This is a genomic window from Microbacterium murale (assembly GCF_014635185.1).
Classification (GTDB): Bacteria; Actinomycetota; Actinomycetes; order Actinomycetales; family Microbacteriaceae; genus Microbacterium; species Microbacterium murale.
In genome coordinates this window covers 20,609-36,831 of sequence record NZ_BMCM01000004.1, presented here as the reverse complement: position 1 = coordinate 36,831, position 16,223 = coordinate 20,609, and the positions used below count along the sequence as shown (strand labels likewise).

20 protein-coding genes are annotated in these 16,223 nt (G+C 66.2%); 17 read left to right on the top strand and 3 right to left on the bottom strand.

From position 1 onward, the window contains the following. Positions 1-14: 14 nt before the first annotated feature. Complete coding sequence (gene lexA, locus IEV67_RS12565) at positions 15-701, bottom strand: transcriptional repressor LexA (RefSeq protein ID WP_188436933.1); 687 nt, start codon at positions 699-701, stop codon at positions 15-17. 309 nt (positions 702-1,010) lie between these two features. Here lexA and IEV67_RS12560 point away from each other — a divergent pair, with 309 nt between their 5' ends. The 7 genes from IEV67_RS12560 to IEV67_RS12530 all read left to right on the top strand — a co-directional run bounded on the left by IEV67_RS12560 (position 1,011) and on the right by IEV67_RS12530 (position 5,820). Next, positions 1,011-1,385 carry a LysM peptidoglycan-binding domain-containing protein gene (locus IEV67_RS12560; RefSeq protein ID WP_188436932.1) on the top strand — a complete coding sequence of 125 codons (375 nt, stop codon included), beginning with the start codon at positions 1,011-1,013 and terminating at the stop codon, positions 1,383-1,385. Positions 1,386-1,398: 13 nt separating this feature from the next. Beyond that, positions 1,399-2,493 (top strand): histidinol-phosphate transaminase, encoded by a 1,095-nt coding sequence (locus IEV67_RS12555; RefSeq protein WP_188436931.1) that lies wholly within the window; start codon positions 1,399-1,401, stop codon positions 2,491-2,493. Next, positions 2,490-3,113, top strand: a complete 624-nt coding sequence (gene hisB / locus IEV67_RS12550) for an imidazoleglycerol-phosphate dehydratase HisB (RefSeq protein ID WP_188436930.1) — start codon at positions 2,490-2,492, stop codon at positions 3,111-3,113. The genes IEV67_RS12555 and hisB overlap by 4 nt, the downstream gene beginning before the upstream one ends. Further along, entirely contained in the window at positions 3,110-3,745 is a 636-nt protein-coding gene (gene hisH / locus IEV67_RS12545; protein ID WP_188436929.1) for an imidazole glycerol phosphate synthase subunit HisH, read from the top strand. The genes hisB and hisH overlap by 4 nt, the downstream gene beginning before the upstream one ends. A gap of 111 nt (positions 3,746-3,856) precedes the next feature. Then, complete coding sequence (gene priA, locus IEV67_RS12540; protein ID WP_188436928.1) at positions 3,857-4,603, top strand: bifunctional 1-(5-phosphoribosyl)-5-((5-phosphoribosylamino)methylideneamino)imidazole-4-carboxamide isomerase/phosphoribosylanthranilate isomerase PriA; 747 nt, start codon at positions 3,857-3,859, stop codon at positions 4,601-4,603. Then, positions 4,587-5,396: an SseB family protein gene (locus IEV67_RS12535; protein ID WP_188436927.1), complete on the top strand. Its 810-nt coding sequence runs from the start codon at positions 4,587-4,589 to the stop codon at positions 5,394-5,396. The genes priA and IEV67_RS12535 overlap by 17 nt, the downstream gene beginning before the upstream one ends. A 25-nt stretch (positions 5,397-5,421) precedes the next feature. Next, positions 5,422-5,820: a hypothetical protein gene (locus IEV67_RS12530; RefSeq protein WP_188436926.1), complete on the top strand. Its 399-nt coding sequence runs from the start codon at positions 5,422-5,424 to the stop codon at positions 5,818-5,820. A 33-nt stretch (positions 5,821-5,853) separates the two neighbouring features. Here IEV67_RS12530 and IEV67_RS12525 read toward each other — a convergent pair whose 3' ends face one another. Beyond that, positions 5,854-6,240 (bottom strand): DUF1844 domain-containing protein, encoded by a 387-nt coding sequence (locus IEV67_RS12525; RefSeq protein WP_373284484.1) that lies wholly within the window; start codon positions 6,238-6,240, stop codon positions 5,854-5,856. A 270-nt stretch (positions 6,241-6,510) separates the two neighbouring features. On the opposite strand from IEV67_RS12525, the gene infC reads away from it, so the two are divergent. From infC to rplT, 3 genes are all read left to right on the top strand, one after another. After that, a complete protein-coding gene (gene infC, locus IEV67_RS12520) occupies positions 6,511-7,134 on the top strand; it encodes a translation initiation factor IF-3 (protein ID WP_188437238.1) in 624 nt (207 codons plus the stop codon). A 71-nt stretch (positions 7,135-7,205) separates the two neighbouring features. Further along, a complete protein-coding gene (rpmI, locus tag IEV67_RS12515; protein ID WP_017828564.1) occupies positions 7,206-7,400 on the top strand; it encodes a 50S ribosomal protein L35 in 195 nt (64 codons plus the stop codon). Between the two features lie 33 nt (positions 7,401-7,433). Beyond that, positions 7,434-7,820, top strand: coding sequence for a 50S ribosomal protein L20 (gene rplT / locus IEV67_RS12510; protein ID WP_033106886.1), 387 nt, complete (start codon positions 7,434-7,436; stop codon positions 7,818-7,820). A gap of 68 nt (positions 7,821-7,888) precedes the next feature. Here the strand turns inward: rplT and IEV67_RS12505 are convergent, their stop codons facing one another. Beyond that, a complete protein-coding gene (locus IEV67_RS12505) occupies positions 7,889-8,311 on the bottom strand; it encodes a ribosomal maturation YjgA family protein (protein ID WP_188436925.1) in 423 nt (140 codons plus the stop codon). Between the two features lie 86 nt (positions 8,312-8,397). Here IEV67_RS12505 and IEV67_RS12500 point away from each other — a divergent pair, with 86 nt between their 5' ends. From IEV67_RS12500 to pheT, 7 genes are all read left to right on the top strand, one after another. After that, positions 8,398-9,210, top strand: coding sequence for a TrmH family RNA methyltransferase (locus IEV67_RS12500; protein WP_188436924.1), 813 nt, complete (start codon positions 8,398-8,400; stop codon positions 9,208-9,210). A 103-nt stretch (positions 9,211-9,313) separates the two neighbouring features. Beyond that, positions 9,314-10,063 carry an amino acid ABC transporter ATP-binding protein gene (locus IEV67_RS12495; RefSeq protein WP_188436923.1) on the top strand — a complete coding sequence of 250 codons (750 nt, stop codon included), beginning with the start codon at positions 9,314-9,316 and terminating at the stop codon, positions 10,061-10,063. A gap of 35 nt (positions 10,064-10,098) precedes the next feature. Further along, complete coding sequence (locus IEV67_RS12490) at positions 10,099-11,016, top strand: glutamate ABC transporter substrate-binding protein (protein ID WP_188436922.1); 918 nt, start codon at positions 10,099-10,101, stop codon at positions 11,014-11,016. Positions 11,017-11,079: 63 nt separating this feature from the next. Beyond that, positions 11,080-11,736: an amino acid ABC transporter permease gene (locus IEV67_RS12485; protein ID WP_188436921.1), complete on the top strand. Its 657-nt coding sequence runs from the start codon at positions 11,080-11,082 to the stop codon at positions 11,734-11,736. After that, positions 11,733-12,638 carry an amino acid ABC transporter permease gene (locus IEV67_RS12480; protein ID WP_188436920.1) on the top strand — a complete coding sequence of 302 codons (906 nt, stop codon included), beginning with the start codon at positions 11,733-11,735 and terminating at the stop codon, positions 12,636-12,638. The genes IEV67_RS12485 and IEV67_RS12480 overlap by 4 nt, the downstream gene beginning before the upstream one ends. Before the next feature lie 42 nt (positions 12,639-12,680). Then, positions 12,681-13,721 carry a phenylalanine--tRNA ligase subunit alpha gene (pheS, locus tag IEV67_RS12475; RefSeq protein WP_188436919.1) on the top strand — a complete coding sequence of 347 codons (1,041 nt, stop codon included), beginning with the start codon at positions 12,681-12,683 and terminating at the stop codon, positions 13,719-13,721. Next, positions 13,721-16,216, top strand: a complete 2,496-nt coding sequence (gene pheT / locus IEV67_RS12470; protein ID WP_188436918.1) for a phenylalanine--tRNA ligase subunit beta — start codon at positions 13,721-13,723, stop codon at positions 16,214-16,216. The genes pheS and pheT overlap by 1 nt, the downstream gene beginning before the upstream one ends. The last annotated feature ends 7 nt before the right edge of the window (positions 16,217-16,223 follow it).

The window sequence follows — 16,223 nt, the reverse complement described above, 5'->3', positions numbered from 1 at the left end:
CTTCGTGGATACCGTCAGACCGCGCGCAGCACCGCGACGATCTTGCCGAGCACCACGGCGTCGTCGCCGAGGATCGGCTCGAAGGAGGAGTTGCGGGGGAGCAGCCACGTGTGACCGTCGCGCTGGCGGAAGGTCTTCACCGTCGCCTCGCCGTCGAGCATGGCCGCGACGATCTCGCCGTTCTCCGCGGTGTTCTGCGTGCGCACGACCACCCAGTCGCCGTCGCAGATGGCGGCGTCGATCATCGACTCGCCCGAGACCTTCAGCATGAACAGGTCGCCCTTGCCGACGAGCTGGCGCGGGAGCGGGAAGATCTCTTCGACCTGCTGCTCGGCGGTGATCGGGACGCCGGCGGCGATCAGACCGACCAGCGGCACCATCGCCGCGTCGCCGACCGGCGTGCTGGAGTCTGCGGGGTTCTCGCTGCTCGTGCCGGGTAGATCGATGAGCACCTCCATCGCGCGCGTCTTGCCCGGATCGCGTCGCAGGTAACCGCTCAGTTCGAGCTGACCCAGCTGGTGGGTGACGCTCGAGAGCGACTTGAGCCCGACGGCGTCGCCGATCTCTCGCATGCTCGGCGGATAGCCGTGCCGCGCGATCGAGGTCTGGATGACCTCGAGGATCGCCAGCTGCTTCGGGCTGAGGTTCTTGCGCCGACGGGTGCGCGGAGCCTCAGGGCCGGGTACGGAGATGTCGCTCATGGGTGCTCCTTCGTGCGCGTTCACGGTGCCGGTGTTCGCCTGGACAGACCCTCGTCTTCGAATGTCGGTGGTCCGTGATGTGGTGTCTGTATCGAAACCGTATCCGAGAAATGCCCTCAAACGGAATATCTGTTCGAGCGTGTCGAGGAATTCGAAGGACGGGTTTCGAATAAGTCTTGACAGATGTTCGAATTCGAATATACATTCGGTACGTAGCTTCGCATTCTCCGCTCCCGGCCGAGCGGCGAATGCGAACGCTACGCCAAAGGGTTCCAACCCAGAGGCAGCCAGAGGCAGAGGAGAAATCACATGAGCACCATCAGCATCACCGCCCCCGCAGTCCTTCCTGTTCGCTCCGTGACCAGCGCGGCACCGCGGCTTCGACTGACGACGCGCGGACGTCGGCTGCTGGTCGCTCTCGCGGCGCTCCCACTCGCGGCGGGCATCGGCTTCGCGGCCATCAGCGGCGGCTCGGCTCTCGCTTCGGGCGAATCATCCGGGGCTGCCAGCTTCGACACCGTGACGGTCATGCCCGGCGACACCCTCTGGGCGATCGCCGAAGACGTCGCACCCGCCGCTGACCCCCGCACCGTGATCAGTGAGATCCAGAAGCTGAACGCGCTGAGCAGCGGTTCGCTGCAGGTCGGGCAGCAGCTAGCGATCCCGGGGCAGTACACGCACTGATCTCCCCGTTAACATGGGGAGGGTGACTGCTTCACTCAGCGACCTTCCGCTCCGCGACGATCTTCGCGGTCTCACCCCTTACGGCGCACCGCAGGCCCCTCTGGCCGTCGCGCTGAATGTCAACGAGAACACGCATCCCGTTCCGGATGAGGTGGCGAGCGACATCCTCGACGACATCGCTGTGGCATTGCGCGATGTGAATCGCTATCCCGATCGTGAGTTCACGACGTTGCGAGAGGGTTTCGCCGAGTACCTCGGCCACGGCCTGGATGCCTCGCAGATCTGGGCGGGCAACGGATCGAACGAGGTGCTGCAGCACATCCTGCAGGCCTTCGCAGGGCCGGGCCGAACGGTCTTCGGCTTCGCGCCCACGTACTCGATGTACCCGCTGCTGTCGCAGGGCACCGGCGCGCGCTGGGTGGCCGGCGAGCGACAGCCCGACTACACGCTCACCGTCGAGGACGCGGTGGCTCAGGTGGTCGAGGCCGATCCGGACGTGATCATGCTGTGCACGCCGAACAATCCGACCGGAACCCCGCTCGGTCTCGACGTGATCGAGGCCGTCTACGACGCGGCGCGCGGTGTCGTGGTCGTCGACGAGGCCTATCAGGAGTTCGCGCCTCGTGACGCGGCATCCGCTCTCACGCTGCTCGAGGGGCGTCCGCGCCTCGCGGTCTCGCGCACCATGAGCAAGGCGTTCGCGTTCGCCGGCGCGCGGGTCGGCTATCTCGCCGCCGATCCGGCGTTCATTGACGCGCTGCGGCTTGTGCGCCTGCCGTACCACCTGAGTGCGCTCACCCAGGCGGCCGCTGTGGCCGCGCTGCGCAATGCATCCACGATGCTCGGCATGGTCGATGACATCATCGAGCAGCGTGACCGGATCACGGCGACGCTTGAGGCGCTCGACTACGAGCCGCACGAATCGTGGTCGAACTTCGTGCTGTTCGGTGGAGTGGCAGATCCGCACGCGACGTTCCAGGCGCTGTACGAGCGCGGCGTGCTGGTACGCGACGTCGGCATCCCGAACCACTTGCGCGTCACGGCGGGGACCGAAGCTGAGACGACGGCATTCCTGGATGCGCTGGCCTCGATAGGATCGGCGTCATGACCGCTTCTCGCACCGCACACAGCCCTCGCACGGCACAGCGCACCCGCAGCACGTCCGAGTCGACTGTCGAGCTCGAGCTGAATCTCGACGGCACGGGCGAGAGCCACATCGACACATCGGTTCCGTTCTTCGACCACATGCTCACGGCGTTCGCGAAGCACTCGCTCACCGATCTGACCGTGCGTGCCTCCGGCGACACGAACATCGACGCGCACCACACCGTGGAAGACATCTCGATCGTGCTCGGACAGGCGATCCGTGAGGCGCTGGGCGACAAGTCCGGCATCTCCCGCTACGGTGACGCGCTCGTCCCGCTCGACGAGGCGCTCGCGCAGGCAGTGGTCGACATCAGCGGTCGCCCGTACCTGGTGCACTCGGGGGAACCCGCAGGTTTCGAACACCACCTCATCGGCGGCCACTTCACCGGGTCGCTCGTGCGTCACGTATTCGAGGCGATCACCTTCGGGGCAGGACTGACCGTGCACGTGCGCGTGCTGGGCGGGCGCGACCCGCACCACATCGCAGAAGCGGAGTTCAAGGCATTCGCGCGCGCGTTCCGCCAGGCCAAGGCTCTCGACCCCGATGTGGTCGGCATCCCGTCCACCAAGGGAGCGCTGTGACGCGCAGACCCACCGTCGCGGTCTACGACTACGGATCCGGCAATGTCCACTCCGCGGTCAAGGCGCTCATCGCGGCCGGCGCGGACGCGACGCTCACCGGTGACCGTGCGGCGGCACTCGAAGCGGACGGACTGTTCGTCCCCGGTGTCGGCGCGTTCGCCGCGGTGCGCGAGGCGCTCCACGCCAAGGGCGGCGACGAGATCATCGAGCGGCGTCTCTCCGGCGGCCGACCGGTGCTCGGGGTGTGCGTCGGCATGCAGGTGCTGTTCTCGCACGGGATGGAACGAGGGCAGGACGTCGAAGGACTCGGCGAGTGGCCGGGATCGGTGACCCGGCTCGATGCACCGGTGCTGCCGCACATGGGGTGGAACACCGTCACGCCTGATGAGGGCAGCGTGCTGTTCCGCGGCATCGAGGACGAGCGGTTCTACTTCGTGCACTCGTACGCGGCGCAGAGTTGGGAACTCGATGTGATCCCGCCGTTTCCGCAGCCCGCACTCACGTGGACGACCTATGGAAAACCGTTCCTCGCCGCAGTCGAGAACGGCCCGCTTTCGGCGACGCAGTTCCATCCGGAGAAGTCCGGGGACGCGGGGATCCAGTTGCTGCGCAACTGGGTGCAGAACTTCTGACCCGTGGTGTCGCTGCGCAACGACGAGACATCGTTTTGAACCCTGCGCCGACCCGGGCTACTCTCGGTTGTCGTGCCGCTCACGGCCCATCGATCTCCACCCGAGGATGACATGAACGACTTCGCGTCAACGCCCAAGCTCACCCTTCTCCCGGCCGTCGACGTCGCCGGGGGCAAGGCCGTCCGACTGACCCAGGGCGAGGCGGGTAGCGAGACCAGCTACGGCGACCCGCTGGACGCCGCCGCGGAATGGGTCGAGCAGGGCGCAGAGTGGATTCACCTCGTCGACCTCGATGCCGCCTTCGGACGCGGATCCAACGCCGCCATCCTCCGCAAGGTCATCAAGCAGTTCCGCGGCGTGAACGTGGAACTCTCCGGCGGCATCCGCGACGACGCCAGCCTCGAGGCCGCTCTCGAGACCGGCGCTTCTCGACTCAACCTCGGCACCGCCGCGCTCGAGAACCCCGAGTGGGCCGCCGACGTGATCGGTCGCTACGGCGAAGCCGTGGCGGTCGGGCTCGACGTGCGAGGCACGACCCTCGCCGCCCGTGGCTGGACGAAGGAGGGCGGCGACCTCTGGGAGGTCCTCGAACGCCTCGAGGATGCCGGGTGCAGCCGCTATGTCGTCACCGACGTCACGAAGGACGGCACGCTGCGCGGACCGAACCTCGACCTGCTGCGCGAAGTCACCGCGCGCACCCCGAAGCCGGTCGTCGCGTCCGGCGGCATCTCGAGCCTCGACGACATCGCCGCTCTGCGTGACCTCGTGCACCTCGGTGTCGAAGGCGCGATCGTCGGCAAGGCGCTCTACGCCGGCGCGTTCACGCTGGCAGAGGCTCTGGATGTCGCAGGGGACTGACGACACCTCAGGCCACGGCGCGCACGAGCACAGTGCAGCCCCGTCCGGCGACTCGGCCGGCGTCCCCTGGGAAGGCCGCAGCTTCGAGTCGAATCCGCACTCCGGGGATGACGGTTCCGCCGACCCGGCGCTGCTCGCCGCTCTGCTGCGCTTCCGTGCGGGAGGGGGCAGCCAGGCCGAGGTCGTGGACGCGTTCCGCTCCGCCCGCGTTCTGATTCCTCTTGTCGCCGAGAAGGGCGAGGAGGGCGTGGCACCCAGCGGCCTCACCGTCGACAAGACGCAGGAACTGTCGATCGTGACGGTCGCGGCTCCCGACGGCCGTACCGTGCAGCCGGTGTTCTCCTCGGTCACGGCGATGCAGAAGTGGGATGCCACTGCCCGCCCGATCCCGGTGGAAGCCGTGCGTGCAGCACTGGCCGCATCGTCCGAGCAGACCGACCTGATCGTGCTGGATCCGACGTCCGACACGGAGTTCGTCATCCGCCGCCCTGCCGTCTGGGCGGTCGCGCAGGGGCAGCGGTGGGAGCCGAGCTTCCTCTCACCCGAGGTGTTCACCGCCCTTCAGGAGAGCGTCGCGCGCGAGCTCGCCGTGATCGATGTCGCAGTCGATGCGGGCGATCCCGATGCGAGGCTGAGCGGCCCCGAACTGATCGTCATCCTCGAACTCGTCGACGGTCTCGAGCGCGATGTGCTGGATGCTGTGCTCGCACGTCTTGCGCAGCGTTGGGCCGCCGACGACCGTATCGCGGTGCTGGCGGACTCCCTGACGGTGAAGCTCCGCCGCTCCGCCTGAGCTCGCCCCGCAATATGCTCGCCTCATGCGCAGGATGCTGGCGGTCGGGATGCTGGTGGTCGCGCTGCTCTGTTCGACAACGGGCTGTGCGCAGACGGTGTGCCCCGCGATCGGCTGGAACAACACCGTCCAGGTCGATGCGTCGGCATTCGGACCGGACGTGTTCGTACAGATCTGCATGGATGCCGGATGTTCGGCGGGTCCCGGGGAAGTGCCGACGGCATCGTCCGACATGGGAGTGCCGATACAGGACGGGGACGGCGCGTTCAGCCTGAGCATGACAGCCCCGGAGGAGGCGACGATCCGCGTCTACGACGCCGCAGGTGTGCTCCTGTACGAATCAGACCACGACATCACATGGACGCATTCCACCGAGCCCTGCGGCGGCCCCTCGATCTCCGACGAGGTGGTCCTGTCTCCCTGACCTCCGCGCCTCGCCGCCCGAAGTCACCGAGGGCTAGTTGACCGGCCCGGTCCACTTCTCCCCGGGCCCCTTGCCGATCGGGTCGGGGATGGCGGATGCTTCGCGGAAGGCGAGCTGGAGGGAGCGCAGTCCGTCGCGCAGCGAGCGCGCGTGCATGTCGCTGATCTCGGGTGCGCCGGCCGTGATGAGCCCGGCGAGGGCGTTGATGAGCTTGCGCGCCTCATCGAGGTCGAGTTCGGCGTCCGGATTGTCCGCGAGGCCCGTCTTTACTGCTGCTGCGCTCATGAGGTGCACGGCGGCGGTGGTGATCACCTCGACGGCGGGCACGTCCGCGATGTCGCGGGTGGCTGCGGATGCCGCATCCTCCTGTTGCTGCCAGCGCTCGTGGCGCTCGTCGTGGCCTTCATCCTGAACCGGAATCGTCACTATGCCTTGCCTTCTGTTAGACTTTGTCGGGCTTCGGAGCGTAACTGCTCCGGAACGAAAGAGGATTCACTTCCCACCCGCGCTTGCCGTTCCAGGCTACCGGGTCTTGCACTCCACCGGCTCACGCCGGTAGATCAGACACTGTCCGATGTTCAGGGTGCGAAGCCGGCGTCTGAATGCCGGTGGGTGGGGGACGATTCCGATTTCGCCCGTGACGCAGTCTGCGTCACGGTGGCTTAATCCATCGTCTAAAAGGAGTTCCGCATCAGCGATCCCCGCACCAATGAGCGCATCCGCGTCCCCGAGGTCCGCCTCGTCGGACCCGCGGGTGAGCAGATCGGCGTCGTCCGCATCGAGGCAGCGTTGCGCCTTGCGCAGGAAGCCGACCTAGACCTCGTAGAGGTCGCCCCAAACTCGAAGCCGCCCGTGGTCAAGATCATGGACTACGGCAAGTTCAAGTACGAGGCCGCGCAGAAGGCGAAGGAAGCTCGTCGCAACCAGGCGAACACGATCCTCAAAGAGGTGCGGTTCCGTCTGAAGATCGAAGCACACGACTACACGACGAAGCTCAAGCGCGCCGAGGGCTTCCTCAAGGCCGGCGACAAGGTCAAGGCCATGATCCTGTTCCGCGGCCGCGAGCAGTCGCGCCCAGAGCAGGGTGTTCGTCTGCTGCGCAAGTTCGCCGAAGACGTCGCCGAGCTCGGCACCGTCGAGTCGAACCCGACGATCGATGGTCGCAACATGGTGATGGTCGTGGCGCCGCTGAAGAACAAGTCGGATGCGAAGGCCGAGCAGAACGCCCAGCGCGATGCGCAGCGCGCGGCCAATAAGCAGGCGTCGCACGTGACGCGTGACACAGCGGATTCGACCGAAGCCGCAGCGGAGTAACACCCGCCCCCAGACTCCCGCAACGCGGGTTGAACCGTCGCCTGAGAAGGCGCCTTACGAAGGAAGAGAAGATGCCGAAGCAGAAGACCCATTCGGGTGCTAAGAAGCGCTTCAAGATCACCGGCAGCGGCAAGCTGAAGAAGCAGCAGGCCGGGATGCGCCACAACCTCGAGCACAAGTCGAGCCGTCGCACCCGCCGTCTGAACCAGGACCAGGTGCTCTCGAAGGCTGACACCAAGGTCGCGAAGAAGCTTCTCGGTCGCTGACGCGCCCGATCGCAGGAATAGGAACTCAGGAAAATGGCAAGAGTAAAGCGGGCGGTAAACGCCCACAAGAAGCGTCGGGTCATCCTCGAGCGCGCCTCCGGTTACCGGGGCCAGCGTTCGCGCCTCTACCGCAAGGCCAAGGAGCAGGTCACCCACTCCCTCGTCTACGCGTACCGTGACCGTCGCAAGCGCAAGGGCGACTTCCGCCGTCTGTGGATCCAGCGCATCAACGCCGCTGCCCGCCAGAACGGCATCACGTACAACCGCTTCATCCAGGGCCTCGGTCTTGCCGGCGTCCAGGTGGACCGTCGCATGCTCGCCGAGCTCGCGGTGAACGAGCCCGCGACGTTCGTCTCGCTCGTCGAGACGGCCAAGAAGGCCCTGCCTTCCGACGTCAACGCTCCGAAGTCGGCTGCGTAAGCAACTTTCAGAAGACGGGCGCTTCCTTTCGGGGAGGCGCCCGTCTTCGTCGTTCAGTGCCGCACACGTCAGCGCTCTTGCAGTGACCTCCGTCGGCGAGAGCCCCGGGAGGCAGCGACGTCGACGATCAATGCGAGCAGAACGGATGCCGGATACACGAGCAGATCGCGCTGTGCGAAGCCCGACCCGAGAACGAGAGCAGACGGCGGGAATGCGAGCGCCCAGGTGCGCGGCAGATCGGTGAGCTGCAGGAACTCGATGACCGTGCAGAAGATGATCGCGAGTGCCGCGGGCAGCGTGCGAGAACTCCGCGCCAGCAGGATCGCGAACAGCAGGTAGACGAACACGGCGTACAGGGCGTCACCTGCGATGTCGCCGGCGTCGCCCGAACCGAATCGATGCACCAGCAGCCCGGCGACGAGCACGATGACCGCCGCTGTCGTGAGCGCAACCCTGCGTCCGGCGGGGGAGAGTCTGGTGCGATCGGTCACATGAGCACAGTACGAAGCGAACCTGCGCGCAGGCTCGACGCCTGGATGTGTGCGCGGGCGGCGCTGGTGTCTCTAGACTGGGGATCGTGCTGGAGAATCCCCGGTCCCCGCGTGTCCGAGCCGTCGCGAAGCTGACGAAGCGCAGCGCGCGTACCGAGACGGGGCTCTTTCTCCTCGAGGGGCCGCAGGCCGTTCGAGAGGCCCTCGCGTACCGTCCGGAAGCGATCGTCGAGCTGTTCGCGACACCGAACGGATGGGAGAAGCATCCGGATCTGCGCGCGGCGAGTGCCGCGAACGGCGTCAAGGTCGAGCATGTCACCGAGTACGTGCTCAATGCCATGGCCGACACTGTCACGCCGCAGGGATTGGTCGCCGTGGTGCGGCAGACTCCGACGTCGCTGCGCGACATCTTCGCAGCATCCCCTCGCCTGATCGCGATCTGCGAGGAAGTGCGTGATCCCGGCAATCTCGGCACCATCATCCGTGCCGCGGATGCGGCCGGCGCCGACGCCGTGATCCTCACGGGGCGCACGGTCGATCCTCACAATCCCAAGGTCGTTCGCGCGACGACGGGCTCGCTGTTCCACCTGCCCATGTCCGTCGGCGGAGACCTTGAGGACGTGGTCGAACGCGCCCACGCTGCAGGCGTCACTGTGCTGGCCGCGGACGTGAAGGGCGACGATCTGCTGCAGGCACGAGCGGACGGTATTCTCGCGCAACCCACAGCCTGGCTGTTCGGCAACGAGGCATGGGGGCTCGAGGAATCAGCCCTCGCGTTGGCGGATCACGTGCTCAAGCTCCCGATCTTCGGTCGCGCCGAATCGTTGAATCTCGCCACGGCTGCGAGCGTGTGTCTCTACGAAAGCGCCTTCACACAGCGCGCAGCAGACGGCCGCTGATCCTCGAATCCACTCGCTTCACCTGTTACCGGTCGGTTACAACTCGATAACCCGCCGACGCGGATGCTGGTTCCCGTGCTCATGCACTCACTAGTGTGGGGACATGACCGAGACTGGTGCACCCCTCGTCGTGGTGGAGAACGTTCAGAAGCACTACGGCGACTTCCAGGCGCTGACCGATATCGACCTCACCGTGAACAAGGGCGAGGTGGTCGTGGTGATCGGGCCGTCAGGGTCCGGCAAATCGACGCTGTGCCGCACGATCAATCGTCTGGAGACGATCACGAGCGGCAAGATCTCGATCGATGGCGAGCCGCTTCCCGCCGAGGGCAAGGGGCTGGCGAAGCTCCGGGCCGACGTGGGCATGGTGTTCCAATCCTTCAATCTCTTCGCCCATCTGACGATCCTCGAGAACGTGACGCTCGGGCCGATCAAGGTCCGCGGACTCAAGAAGGCGGACGCCGACAAGGAGGGCATGGCCCTTCTCGAACGCGTCGGCGTCGCGCAGCAGGCGTCGAAGCTTCCCGCCCAGCTCTCCGGAGGCCAGCAACAGCGCGTCGCGATCGCGCGTGCGCTCGCGATGCGTCCGAAGGTGATGCTCTTCGACGAGCCGACCAGCGCCCTGGATCCCGAGATGATCAACGAGGTGCTCGACGTCATGGTCGGCCTGGCGAAGGACGGCATGACGATGATCGTCGTCACCCATGAGATGGGCTTCGCGCGCAAGGCGGCGAACCGTGTCGTCTTCATGGCGGACGGGAAGATCGTCGAAGAGGCGACTCCGGAGGAGTTCTTCACGAAGCCGAAGAGCGATCGCGCCAAGGACTTCCTCTCGAAGCTCCTCACACACTGACCTTTTCTGTACACACAGCACACAAGGAGACGAAAATGCGACGCACACGGACACTGGCAGGGATCGGGATCGCGGCGGTTGCGCTGCTCGCCCTGACCGCCTGCAACAGCGGCAGTCCCACGAGTCCCGGTGGTGACACCGGCGGTGGAGAAGACAGCGACACACCACTGTTCGAGGTCGCTGAGGGCGTCACGCTCGAAGGCAGCCCCACATACGACGCGATGGTGGAACGCGGCGGTCCCATCATCGGCGTCAAGGAAGACCAGCCGAACCTCGGCTACCTCGACGTGACGACCGGCGAACGCAGCGGTTTCGACATCGAGATCTCACGCTGGATCGCGGCATCGCTCGGTTTCGAGGAGAGCGACATCACGTACGAACCGATCGCATCTGCCAACCGTGAGCAGGCGCTCGTGAACGGCGACATCGACTACTACGTCGGCACCTACTCGATCACCGATTCCCGCAAGGAGCAGATCGAGTTCGCCGGACCGTACTTCGTGACCGGCCAGGGCTTCCTGGTCTCCGCTGACAGCGAGATGACCGAAGTGAACGACGTCTCCGACTTCAACGGCATGACGGTCTGCTCGGCAACGGGATCCACACCGATCTCGAACATCAAGGAGAACTACCCCGAGATCAACACGGAGGAGTACGACATCTACTCCCAGTGCGTCGATGACCTGCTCAACGGCAAGGTCGACGCGGTCACCACCGATGCGGCGATCCTCATCGGCTACGCGGCGCAGGACCCCGACAACCTGAAGGTGCTCGACGGCCTGTTCACGGAAGAGCGCTACGGCGTGGGCATCCCGAAGGGTGACACCGCGCTGGTGGAGCACATCAACACGCTGTTCACCGACGGCGGCGACACGTGGCAGGCAATCTTCGACGCGACGCTCGGGCAGTCTGGCATCGAGGTCGAACAGCCGGCGGTCGACCCGGTCGGGTAATTCGGATCGGTGGGGAACGCGTGTGAGCGCGTTCCCCGCCGCCACTTCAGAGAGGGAGGGTCCGTGGACGCCATCTTCGGCAACCTCGACCTATGGGGAGAAGGCATCAGCTACACCCTGCTGGTGTTCTTCTTCGGCGGGATCATTGCGCTCGTGCTTGGCATCATCGTCGGCGCCATGCGTGTGTCGCCTGTGCCGATCGCTCGCGCTGTCGGCACGGCATACGTCACGCTCGTGCGGAACACCCCGCTCACACTGGTCTTCTTCTTCTTCGTCTTCGGCTATAGCGCGCTCGCGCTGCCGACGTTGTCGAATACCGTGCTCGGCATTCTCGCGATCGGCGTGTACACCGCGACGTATGTCGCCGAGACCCTGCGCGCCGGAATCAACACCGTGCCTGTCGGTCAGGCCGAGGCGGCGCGCGCGATCGGGTTGCCTTTCGGTCAGGTGATGACGCAGATCGTGTTGCCGCAGGCCTTCCGATCCGTTGTGCCCCCGATGATGAGCGTCTTCATCGCGTTGCTGAAGAACACAACGGTCGCTGCCGGCTTCTCGATCGCAGTCCTTCCACAATTGCAGTCCACGATCTCCAATTCGCACACGCGCCCCGGCAGCCCCATGGAGGTCCTGCTCTGGGTCGCCGCCATCTTCGTCGCTCTGGTCATGCTGCTGACCTGGCTGCAGCGAACTCTCGAGAACCGGTGGAGGATCGCACGATGACGTCTGTCCTCTTCGACGTCCCGGGCCCCCGCGCCCGTCGTCGCAACATGACCCTCGCGATCGCTACGGTCGTTTTGGTTGTCGCCGTGATCGCGTTCCTCGTCTGGCGCCTTTCACTGACAAACCAGTTCAGCCCGGCGAAGTGGAACGTGTTCACCTACTCCCTGGTGTGGACGACGATCGGCGAGATGCTGCTGAACACCCTGCGCGCCTTCGCGCTGGCAGCCGTGCTGAGCCTCGCGCTCGCGTTCGTGCTCGCCATCGGACGCCTGTCCGACCATGCGTGGGTGCGTGTCCCCGTCACCGTGATAACAGAGTTGTTCCGAGCTGTGCCGGTGCTCGTGATGATGATGATCCTCTATTACGGTCTCCCGACGCTCGGGATCAAGGTGGATCCGTTCTGGGCCGTGGTGATCGCGCTGATGGTGTACAACGGCTCCGTGCTCGCCGAGGCGCTGCGCGCCGGTATCGAGTCCCTGCCACGCGGTCAGGGGGAGGCCGGCTACGCGATCGGCCTGCGAAAGAGCGGCGTGATGGCGTTGATTCTGCTGCCACAGGCCGTCCGTGCCATGCTTCCCGTCATCATCGCGCAGCTCGTGGTGACGATGAAGGACACCGCGCTCGGGTTCATCATCACCTACCAGGAGCTGCTGTACTACGCCAAGCTCCTCAGCTCACAGCAGGGGCGTCCCGCCCTGCAGGCGGCGCTGGTCATCGGTGGCATCTACATCGTGATGTGTCTGATCCTCTCCGGTATCGCGAAGTGGGCAGAGATCAAGACCCGCCGTTCGCCGAAGCTGAAGGCGCTCGCCGCCGACAACGCCGCCGTGATGCACGAAGGCACAGACACCGAGCTTATTGCCGCACAGAGGCCCCCACGGCAAACGGATCTGCCGCATTGAGCCGTACGACGCGCAGACTGCACGCCGGTAGACTCATGTCTCGTGTCTGATGCTCCTGAAATCACGCCCGAGGCGGTGGAATCCGCCGTCGCCGCAGCGCTCGAGGCGATCGGTGCCGCTGCCGATACCGCACAGCTGAAAGCCGCGCGAGCCGCGCACGTCGCCGAGGGGTCGCCGCTGGCGGTCCTGAACGCATCGATGCGCCAGGTCGCACCCGAGCACAAGGCCACCTTCGGCAAGCTCGTCGGCCAGGGACGCGGCCAGGTCACCAAGGCACTCGCCGCCCGCGAGGCCGAACTCGCCGAGGCCGAGACCGCAGCGCGACTCGAGGCCGAGCGGGTCGACATCACCGCCGTCTCGTCGCGTACGCGCGTCGGCGCACGGCATCCGCTCTCGCAGCTCCAGGACGACGTCTCCGACATCTTCGTCGGCATGGGCTGGGAGATCGCGGAGGGCCCTGAACTCGAGCACGAGTGGTTCAACTTCGACGCGCTGAACTTCGACGTCGACCACCCAGCGCGTCAGATGCAGGACACGTTCTTCGTCGATCCCGTCGATCGCCACCTGGTCATGCGCACGCACACGAGTCCGGTGCAGGTGCGATCGATGCTCGACCGCGACGTGCCGATCTACGTGCTGTGCCCTGGACGCGTGTACCGCACCGACGAGTTCGACGCGACGCACCTGCCGGTGTTCACCCAGTTCGAGGGCCTCGTCGTGGACAAGGACATCTCGATGGCGCACCTCAAGGGCACACTCGACCACGTCGCCAAGCAGCTCTTCGGCTCCGAGGCCAAGACCCGCTTCCGCACCAACTTCTTCCCGTTCACCGAGCCGTCCGCCGAGCTCGACCTGTGGCACCCGACCTTCAAGGGCGGCGCGCGCTGGATCGAGTGGGGCGGGTGCGGCATGGTCAACCCGAACGTACTGCGCGCGGCGGGCATCGATCCCGACGTGTACAGCGGCTTCGCCTTCGGGATGGGAATCGAGCGCGGGCTGATGTTCCGCAGCGATGTGCAGGACATGCGCGACATGGCCGAGGGCGATGTGCGCTTCAGCGAGCAGTTCGGGATGGTGGTGTGATGCGCGTCCCGCTTTCGTGGTTGCGTGAGTATGTCGATGTGGCGCCGGATGCCACGGCAGAGGACGTTCTCGAGTCGTTGGTGACCGTCGGGTTCGAAGAGGAGGAGATCCACCGCTTCGAGATCTCCGGTCCTGTCGTCGTCGGGCAGGTGCTGTCATTCGACGCAGAGCCGCAGTCCAACGGCAAGACGATCCGCTGGTGCCAGGTGGATGTCGGCGAGGCCGAGCCTCGTGGCATCGTCTGCGGCGCGAGCAACTTCGCCGTCGGCGACAAGGTCGTCGTGACCCTGCCCGGCGCTGTGCTGCCCGGTCCGTTCCCGATCGCAGCGCGCAAGACCTACGGTCATGTCTCGGACGGCATGATCGCGTCGGCGCGCGAGCTCGGACTGGGGGATGAGCACGACGGCATCCTGATCCTCTCCTCGCTCGGCATCGACGCGCCCGTCGGGACCGACGCGATCTCACTCCTCGGTCTGGACGACGTCGCCGTCGAGATCAACGTCACTCCTGACCGCGGCTACGCCTTCTCGATCCGTGGCGTCGCCCGCGAGTACGCGCACGCGACCGGCGCGGACTTCCGCGACCCTGCCGAGCACGAGTGGTCCGAGGTGGAGCCGGGCACCGGGTTCGCGATCGCCGTCGATGCTGCGCCGCTTCGTGAGAACGCCGCTGTGCAGGAGTTCGTCGTGCGCGTCGTGCGCGATGTCGACCCCTCCCGGCCGACGCCGCCGTGGATGGTCGCACGACTCTCGCTCGCCGGCATCCGTTCGCTCGGTGTGCTGATCGACATCACCAATTACGTGATGCTCGAACTCGGAAACCCGATCCACGGGTACGACCTCGACAAGCTGTCCGGCGGCATCACGGTCCGCCGTGCGCAGCACGGCGAGACGATGAAGACGCTCGATGGCCAGGAGCGCACACTCCACGTCGAAGATCTCCTCATCACCGACGACTCGGGCCCGATCGGCCTTGCCGGCGTCATGGGTGGCGGCACGACCGAGATGGGCGATCAGACGCACAACGTGCTCATCGAGGCTGCGATCTTCGATCCGATCTCGATCGCGCGCAGCGCGCGACGGCACAAGCTGCCCAGCGAGGCGTCCAAGCGCTTCGAGCGCGGTGTCGATCCGCTGGTGCCGTTCGTCGCCGCGCGTCGTGTGGCCGACCTCATGGTCGAGCTCGCCGGCGGTCGGATCGACGAGGTCGGCGGGGCACTGTTCTCCGACGTGGAGATCGCCGGTATCGAACTGCCCGCCGAGTTCGTTCCCGGTCTGATCGGCGTCGACTACACCGACGAGGAGATCGTCGACGCGCTGGAGACGATCGGCGCGGAGGCCACCGAGACCTCTGACGGCTGGCAGGTCATCCCGCCGAGCTGGCGTCCCGATCTCACCGACAAGTGGACGCTGGCGGAGGAGGTCGCCCGTATTCACGGGCTGGACCGCATCCCGTCGGAGCTGCCGACGCCGCCCTCCGGACGCGGGCTCACCGCGCTGCAGCAGGGTCGTCGTCGCGTCGCGAACGCGCTGGCCGCTGCCGGACTCGTTGAGACACCGGCCTTCCCCTTCACCACCGAGGCGCACAACGATCTGCACGGCTCGGAGTCGGGGGAGCACCTTCCGAGTATCAAGCTCGCGAATCCGCTCGACGGACAGGCGCCGTTCCTGCGCCGTTCGCTGATCCCCGGTCTGCTGCAGATCGCGCACCGCAACATCGCGCGTGGACTCACCGACCTCGCGATCTTCGAGACCGGCGTCGTGTTCTTGCCGGAACCGGGCGTCGTCTACGGAACGGATGAGGTGCCGCCGCTCGGCCAGCGGCCCTCGGACGAGAAGCTCGCGGAGCTGAACGCGTCGATCCCGCCCCAGTACCGCCATGTCGCCGCGCTCTTCACCGGCAACGTCGTCGCCCGCCAGCCGGGGCGCGCGGCGGAGGCCGTCGGACTCGCGGATGCTCTGGATGCTGTACGCGTGATCGCCGTGGCATCCGGAGTCGAGATCGACGTGGTGCAGGGGCAGCGTGCAGCTCTGCATCCCGGACGCACAGGTGTGCTGAGCGTCGACGGCGCCGAAGTGGGGTACGTCGGTGAACTGCACCCGGACGTCGCCGCGGACGCCGATCTGCCCGGTCGCGCCGTGGCGCTTGAGCTCGATCTCGACGCCATTCTGTCGCTGGCGGGAAACCGCGTCGTCGCCGCATCGCTGTCGACGTATCCGGCCGCGACGCAGGATGTGTCGCTGGTCGTTCCCGAGTCGGTGACGGCAGGCGAGCTTCGTGCTGCCATCATCGAAGGCGCCGGTGAACTGCTGGAATCACTGCGACTCGTCGACGACTACCGTGGCGAGGGCGTGGCAGACGGTTCGAAGAGCCTGACGTTCGCGTTGCGTTTCCGCGCTGATGATCGCACTCTGACTGCGGCTGAGGCGACCGAGGCGAAGCTCGCCGGTGTAGCAGTGGCGACTGAGCGATTCGGTGCGACGCTGCGCGAGTAGCGCTGTT